This is a genomic window from Bradyrhizobium sp. P2_E8 (genome assembly GCF_056403875.1).
Window position 1 is genome coordinate 1 of record NZ_JBFUES010000285.1, and the last position, 7,702, is coordinate 7,702.

A 7,702-nucleotide genomic window follows, 5' to 3' on the forward strand; every position below is an offset into this window, starting at 1 on the left:
CGGCAAGACCAAGCATCCTTTCGATCCAGAAATCGGCGCTTCGTCGCTGGTCCTCGGCCGATGCCGCAATCGAGAGCAGCGCAAACGGCTGACAGCCCCCCTCGCCCGCACGAATGGATGCGATCAAGCGCGTTCTTTCAGCCTCTATCTCTGTCCAGTCGCAGCAATTCAGCTTCGAATAGAGCCTCGCGCCTTCCACCCCGGGCAGGTCGCGATTGAGCGAGAACGCCCTGTCGAAGGCTGCGAACGCGTCGTCGTGGCGACGAAGGTCGGCGAAGATGTTCCCTCGCCCGAACCAGGCCTCCGCCAGGTCGGACCTGATGGACAGCGCCTTGTCGTAGCCGTCGAGCGCCTCCCCGTAGCGCTTGACGTCGGCGAAAACATTGCCTCGGCCCAGCCAGGCTTCCGCCCGGTCCGGCGCGATGGAGAGCGCCTTGTCGTAGGCGGCGAGCGCATCATCGTGACGCCGCAGATCGAGGAAGACATTGCCCCGGCCGAGCCAGGCTTCGGCCGAATTCGCTTTGCTCGAGAGCACCGCGTCGTAGAGCGCGAGGGCATCGTCGTGGCGCTTGATGGCCGTGAAGACGTTGCCGCGGCCAACCACGGCTTGGATCGAATCCGGCTTGATCGCGAGGGCTTTGCCGTAGGCCGTGAGCGCTTCGTCATAGCGCTTGAGATCCGCGTTGACGTTGCCCCGGCCAAGCCAGGCGGCCGCCGATTCAGGGGCGATGCCGAGTGCGCGGTCGTAGGACGCGTCGGCATCCGCGTAGCGCCTGAGCTCGTACAGGACATTGCCCCTGCCGATCCAGCCCTCCGCCAGATCGCCCCTGATGGAGAGTGCCCTGTCGTAGGCGGCAAGAGCCTCGTCGCGGCGCCCGCCACGAGCCAGCGCCGTGCCGCGGCCGAGCCAGGCTTCCGCCAGTTCGGGCCTGACGGAGAGCACCMGCTCATAGGCGGCCAACGCCTCGGCGTGGCGCCCGAGTTCGAGCAGCGACTTGCCCTTGTTCGCATGAGCGTCGGCGTAGTTCGGATCGAGGGCAATCGATCTGTCGAAGTCGGATATGGCAGCTTCGTATTGGCCGAGATCGTTGCAGGCTACGCCGCGGTTGTTCCAGCTCTCGCGCACATTTGGATTGAGCCGCAAGGCCCTGGTGAATTGCTCGTGCGCGAGTGCGGGCTTGCCGAGCTGCTTCGCGATCAGCCCGTAATTGTAGAAGGAAACATCCGATCCCTGATTGAGCTTGACCGCGCGCGCGATGAATGGCTYGGCCTCGGCGAACCGGTTCGTGTTCACGAGAACGATGGTCAGCAGGTTGAGCGCAGGCACATGCGACGGCTCGGACTTGATGACCCGCCTGAAGCCCTCTTCGGCCTTCTTGAGATCGCGCGCATTGAGGGCCGAGAGCGCCTCATTGAAGATTGCTGCAATGTTCTTCATCGACGGGAACAGACCTCTCGCACGGCGTCCCACTACGTCCACGGATCGACGTCGCGCTCAGCACCCAAACCATGCCCATATCCGCCCAATCGAGCGAAAGACCGGTGAAGTACCTCACGCCGGCTCGGTTGAACATACGCCGGACGCCATGTTTTCTCGGGCAAGGTGCAGGGGATATGGTCCATTGGGCCGGGAGGACCTCGGCAGAGCCGGATTTGACGGTTCCGGGCCTCCCTTACGGCGATTCGCCGAGCTGCCAACCAACCGCCGCGGACCATGCGGGATGGCAAGGCCGGGGATGCTCCGCCCTTCAGCCCATCCGGGCAACCGAGCGCGCGGCCAATCCGCGAAAAATGTAAGATATTTCAATTGGATGCATCTGGCGGAGACGGAGGGATTCGAACCCTCGATAGGCCTTTACAAGCCTATAACGGTTTAGCAAACCGCCGCCTTCAGCCACTCGGCCACGTCTCCAACGCGCCGGGTATGCCCGACACGGCGGCGGGCTGCAAGCGGCAGAATTGGGACGAGCGGGTTTCTTTGCACATGAAAGCTCTGGCCGTGATGAAAGAAGGACGGGCGGGACTGGCTGACGTCCCGGGCCGGCCGGCCGTCATCACGCCCGCATAGCGGGCAGCCATCGCGCCGGTTGGCCGGCATCGATATTGTCATGCGTGAAATCTCGGCCCGAGCGCGATAGTTTCGTGCCTCGAAGCGCGGCGGCGCGGCCGTTGTTCTCTCCGGCGAAGGCGGCTAGAGTTTTTGCACCATTTCGCCAGAGCACAGCCCCGTCATCGGGGTCCAGAAAACCCAATCACATGTCGCAGCACGGCCGCAACAAGGGAGCTTCGGCCCCCTCCTCACTCCRTCCGTCGACTGTTCTGGACCAGGCAATTGCGGCGCACCGTGCGGGCAACGTGTCGGAAGCGGAGCGGGCCTACACGGCGATCCTGAAGGGAAGCAGGACGCACCCCGTCGCGCTCCACATGCTTGGGCTGTTGCACGCACAGCGCGGCAATTTCGCGGATGCCGAGCCATTGCTCAAGAAAGCTGTCCGCGTCGATCCCGGCAATCCCGACGTCCTCTTCAACTATGCCAACGTGCTGCGTGCATTGGACAAGACAGACGATGCACTCGACTGGCTTGCGAAAGCGATTGCCCTGGCGCCGAACTTCGCCGGTGCGCATCTCAATCGCGGTGCGATCCTGATGGCACGGAAGGAGCTTCACGATGCCATCGCGGAATTTGATCGCGCCATTGCGATCGCGCCGTCGAGCGCAGCGTTCGCAAACCGAGGTAGTGCGCTTCACCAGCTCGATCGCCTCGACGAAGCGCATGACAGCTACCAAAGGGCCGTCGAGCTCGGACCGTCGAATCCACAGAACCATTTCCTCTTGTCTGAAGTCCTTACCCAGATGGGTCGGCACGACGAAGCGATCGGAGCGCTCGAAAGAACGGTCGCGCTGGACAAGGCGTTCCCGTTCGCATTGAGCAAGCTCGTTGGTTCCAGGCGGCAGCGTGCCGACTGGCGCAGTTTCGAAGTTGAACAGGCCGCTCTGGACGAGGCCGTCGAATCCGGCGTGGCGGTCGACCCTCTCACCTTCTTTCATGCCTCGTCGTCTCCCGCACATCAATTGACCTGTGCGAAGACATTTGTCGCCAAGGTCGCTTCGGAACGAGGTGCCGCGATCCCCAGAGCGCCGTCACCGGTTTCCCGGCTGCGGGTCGCGTATCTGTCTGCCGATTATCGCAATCACGCCACCGCGAATTTGATGGCCGGAGTTTTCGAGGAGCACGACCGTGAGCGCTTCGAGGTCAGCGCCATCTCCTACGGACCGGATGACCGCAGCGAAATGCGCAATCGCCTGCAGGCGGCGTTCGAACGCTTTGAAGATGTCCGCGATCTTGCCGACGAGGACGTGGTCAAGCTGATACGCCAGCTCGACATTGATGTTCTTGTCGACCTGGGAGGCTTCACCACCGGTGCGCGGCCGAAAATCCTTGCGTGCCGTGCGGCTCCCCTCCAGGTCAGCTATCTCGGCTTTCCCGGCACGATGGGCGCCTCATATATCGACTACGTCATTGCCGACAGGATCGTCATCCCTGAAGCAGAGCAGAAGTATTACGCCGAGAAGGTGGTTTATCTCCCCGACAGCTATCAGGCGACCGACGCGAGGCGACCGCTCCTGCCAAATGGTCCGACCCGGAGCGAGGTCGGTCTGCCGGAAGACGCATTCGTCTACTGCGCGTTCAACAGAGCGTCCAAGATCACGCCCGTGCTGTTCGATGTCTGGATGAGGCTGCTGACCAGGACCGCGGGCAGCGTCCTGTGGCTGCTCGATGGGGACCCCACCGCCAGGGAGAATCTGAGGCGTGAAGCCGTTGCGCGCGGCGTCGCTGCCGAGAGGATCGTGTTCGCCCCACCCGTCCCCGCCTACGAACACTTGGCGCGCCACCGGCTCGCCGATCTCTTCCTCGACACGTTGCCCTACAACGCCCATACCACGGCCAGCGACGCCCTCTGGGCCGGCTTGCCGGTCCTGACCTGCCTCGGCACCGCCTTTGCTGGACGCGTTGCAGCCAGTCTCCTGAACGCTGTCGGCCTTCCCGAGCTGGTGACGCGATCGCTGGACGAATATGAGGTTCTGGCGCTTCGCATCGCTCACGATGCTGAACTTCGAACCGCCCTCAAGAGCAAGCTGGCGGCGCATCGGGCCTCTTGGCCTCTCTTCGATACCGTCGGCATGACCCGACACATCGAAAGCGCCTTCAACGAAATGTGGCGCCGGCATTGCGCCGGCGAAGCGCCGGCCTCGTTTGCCGTCCATATCTCATCGTGAGGGCGCCCTTGGCGCTCATCGCGCCAATCGGCCAGTTCGGCTCCCTACGGCGGAGCAAACCGGTCAGTGGGTGGAAACCCACGCCCTCGCCTCGCGCTGCGCGGCCGAAATCTCGGCGTCCGACATCTGCCCGGCGACTTCCTGGCGCAGCGCCACGGCGTCCTTGCGGCCCTTCAGGGCGGCGAGGTTGAACCATTTGTGCGCGGCGACGAGATCGACGAGGCCGGCGCGGCCGCTCGCCCAATAGATCCCGCGCTCGAACAGCACGTCCGACAGCGCGCTCGCGTCGATCGGCGTCGCGGTCTCCAGATCGAAAGTACCCTGAAACATAACGCATCCCCTGTTTTCTTATGCCGCCTCGTTCCCCCGAGCGCGGCTCCCGTCCAACTCTGATTTGCGTGATCCCTTCTGGGATCATGCGCCGTTCAACTCTCCCCATGCCGTTTGCCGGCTTGTTGGAGGCGATGATGGCGGGCAAATTTGAATGGCAGTTTAAGTATCRCGATGAAGCAGACGTAAACACGGGCCGCCGGCGCCCGCATGGAGAATGCAAAAAGCCTCCGTTTTGCAGTCACTTCTGCAATTCGTCAGATTCGGTTTACCTTGAGATTTTCGGACAACGATAACCATCGCGCGCGGTGGCGGGGCGCTGCGGCGTACATTCCGCCACTCCTTGTCGTCACCCGCGACCCGGCCACGCCGGGGCTTGCGGTCCTGGGACGCTGAAGCTTCAGCCAACGGCTGGCGGGAGACCCGGTACTCCGCAGACGCCAGTCATCTATCAAGAGCCGCGACGTCCTGGATCGCCGGTCGGAACCGGGCGATGGGTCCGCAAATCGGGAAACGGCGCACGGACGCCGCGCAACGACAAGACCGCGGCCCTCGCCTGTCCAAGGCAATGCACAGCGGCAGCGCGGCCACGTCGCGATCAGATCGGCAATGTCGGGAAAAGGAATGCCGGCAATACCCCGGCCTCAGGAGAACGAGGGCGTCGGCGAACACGTCAGGACCAGATTCCACTTTGACCGTGAGGCCACTCGTGAAATTGCAGAACCGAAAGAATCAGCCCCGCACCGAACGAAGAAAACTCGTTTCTTCTGCCGGACCGTGAAGAGAACGATCCGACCGTTGACCTGATGTCTCGCCGACACCCTCTATCGTCGACCAGAACCTCTGGGAGGCGCTGATGACGTGCCGGCTGTCTAGCAGCCGGCAACTTCAGAAGTCGAAGTTACTTCTTCTTCTTCGCGACCTTGCGGGTCTTCTTCGCAGTCTTCTTCACTGCGCTCTTCGCCTTCTTCGCCTTCTTCGCTTTCTTGGCCATGTTGCCCTCCGATGTGTGAGATGGCTTTAATCGCTGCGTGCACTCGGGGATCGAGATGCACACTCATCCCGAATACACCAACACGACGAAAAAAACAGCTTCTCGCTTAAAGAAGTGTTGACGCAGCAAGGCGCGTGCGCTTGGCCAGCGCGACGCAAGCACACTGCATGACGCGTTCGTGCGATCGCGGAGAGTGGGCGCATCATCGGTGTTTGCGAGAGTAATGATTGCAAGAAAACACTATGCAGAAAGTATTTTCCTGCACTCACGCATTGCGCATGACCGGCGCGACGACGCGTGTCGCAACGCACGGGATCGCCTCGCGAAGGCGTTTCGCGGACTCTGAGTCGGAGATTTTGGCAACGAAAATATTTTCATGCTTAACGGCGCGAGCGCTCGTCGGAGCGTGTGCAAGCCGCCGTTTTGCGCGAATCGCGTGACGGCGATTCGGACGCCGCGGAGCTATCGATCGGGATGAAGTTTGCCGCCGAGGACGCGCGAGAGCGTCGCATCGCGAACCGAAGGCGAGGTGACGAAGCGTGTCCGTCACCTCGTCCGAACGCGTGAGGCTAGACGCCGAGCTTGGACTTGAGCAGCTCGTTGACGCTTTGCGGGTTGGCCTTGCCGCCGGATGCCTTCATCACCTGGCCGACGAACCAGCCGAGCGACTGCGGCTTGTCCTTGACCTGCGCGGCCTTGTCGGGATTGGCCGCGATGATGTCGTCGACCACCTTCTCGATCGCCGAGAGGTCGGTGACCTGCTTCATGYCGCGGCTTTCCACCAGCGCGCGGGGATCGCCGCCTTCCTGCCAGACGATCTCGAACAGATCCTTGGCGATCTTGCCGGAGATCGTGCCCTCGCCGATCAGGTCGATGATCCCTGAGAGCTGCTCGGCGCTGACGGGAGCGCCCGTAATATCCCGGCCTTCCTTGTTGAGACGGCCAAACAGCTCGTTGATCACCCAGTTCGCCGCCATCTTGCCGTCGCGGGCGCGGTTGCCGAGCTTGTCGAGCACGGTCTCGTAGAACACCGCGCTCTCGCGCTCGGCGACCAGCACGCTCGCGTCGTAGGCCGACAGGCCGAAATCGGCGACGAAGCGCGTCTTCTTCTGGTCCGGCAGCTCGGGCAGCTTCGCCTTCAGCTCGTCGACGAGGTCTTGCGAGAACTCCAGCGGCAACAGATCGGGATCGGGGAAGTAGCGGTAGTCATGCGCCTCTTCCTTCGACCGCATCGAGCGCGTCTCGCCCTTGTTGGGGTCGTAGAGCCGCGTTTCCTGGTCGATCTGCCCGCCGTCCTCGAGGATCTCGATCTGGCGCCGCGCCTCGTACTCGATCGCCTGGCCGATGAAGTTGATCGAGTTCATGTTCTTGATCTCGCAGCGGGTGCCGAGCGGCGCGCCCGGCTTGCGCACGGAGACGTTGACGTCGGCGCGCAAGGATCCCTTCTCCATGTCGCCGTCACAGGTGCCGAGATAGCGCAGGATCGAGCGCAGCTTGGTCACATAGGCCTTGGCCTGCTCGGCATCGCGGATGTCGGGCTTGGAGACGATCTCCATCAGCGCCACGCCGCAGCGGTTGAGATCGACAAAGGACATGGTCGGCGACTGGTCATGCAGCAGCTTGCCTGCATCCTGTTCCAGATGCAGCCGCTCGATACCGATGGTGGCCGTCTTGCCGCCGTCCAGCTCGACGACGACCTCGCCCTCGCCGACGATCGGCGACTTGTACTGGCTGATCTGGTAGCCCTGCGGCGAGTCCGGATAGAAATAGTTCTTGCGGTCGAACACCGAGCGCAGATTGATCTTTGCGTTGAGACCGAGCCCGGTCCGGACAGCCTGCCTGACGCATTCCTCGTTGATCACGGGCAGCATGCCCGGCATCGCGGCGTCCACCAGCGACACGTGGCTGTTCGGCTCGCCGCCGAACGTGGTGGAGGCACCCGAGAACAGCTTCGAGTTCGACGTCACCTGGGCATGGATCTCCATGCCGATGACCATCTCCCAGTCGCCGGTTGAGCCTTTGAGCAGTTTGTGAGGTGTCGCGTCAGCGTTCATGGCGAAGATATCGTTCTGTGCTGGAGGATGCGGGTCGGACCCCGGC

The 7,702-nt window shown here is 62.8% G+C and carries 4 protein-coding genes and 1 tRNA gene; 1 reads left to right on the plus strand and 4 read right to left on the minus strand.

What is annotated here, in order from left to right; genetic code table 11:
- Both AC1D00_RS17430 and AC1D00_RS17435 read right to left on the minus strand, forming a co-directional pair.
- On the minus strand, nucleotides 1-1,438 hold a 1,438-nt coding region (locus AC1D00_RS17430; RefSeq protein ID WP_477011515.1), incomplete at its 3' end, for a tetratricopeptide repeat protein.
- Between the two features lie 380 nt (nucleotides 1,439-1,818).
- Nucleotides 1,819-1,912, minus strand: a tRNA-Ser gene (locus AC1D00_RS17435).
- Between the two features lie 344 nt (nucleotides 1,913-2,256).
- On the opposite strand from AC1D00_RS17435, the gene AC1D00_RS17440 reads away from it, so the two are divergent.
- Nucleotides 2,257-4,278: an O-linked N-acetylglucosamine transferase, SPINDLY family protein gene (locus AC1D00_RS17440; protein WP_477011516.1), complete on the plus strand. Its 2,022-nt coding sequence runs from the start codon at nucleotides 2,257-2,259 to the stop codon at nucleotides 4,276-4,278.
- A 63-nt stretch (nucleotides 4,279-4,341) separates the two neighbouring features.
- Here the strand turns inward: AC1D00_RS17440 and AC1D00_RS17445 are convergent, their stop codons facing one another.
- Nucleotides 4,342-4,608, minus strand: a complete 267-nt coding sequence (locus tag AC1D00_RS17445; protein ID WP_027547175.1) for a hypothetical protein — start codon at nucleotides 4,606-4,608, stop codon at nucleotides 4,342-4,344.
- A 1,563-nt stretch (nucleotides 4,609-6,171) separates the two neighbouring features.
- Entirely contained in the window at nucleotides 6,172-7,656 is a 1,485-nt protein-coding gene (gatB, locus tag AC1D00_RS17450) for an Asp-tRNA(Asn)/Glu-tRNA(Gln) amidotransferase subunit GatB (RefSeq protein ID WP_477011517.1), read from the minus strand.
- Nucleotides 7,657-7,702 lie beyond the last annotated feature (46 nt).

Excerpts from the sequence above, each read along its gene's own strand:
- AC1D00_RS17445 (WP_027547175.1), bottom strand. The coding sequence starts at position 4,608 with ATGTTTCAGGGTACTTTCGATCTGGAGACCGCGACGCCGATCGACGCG.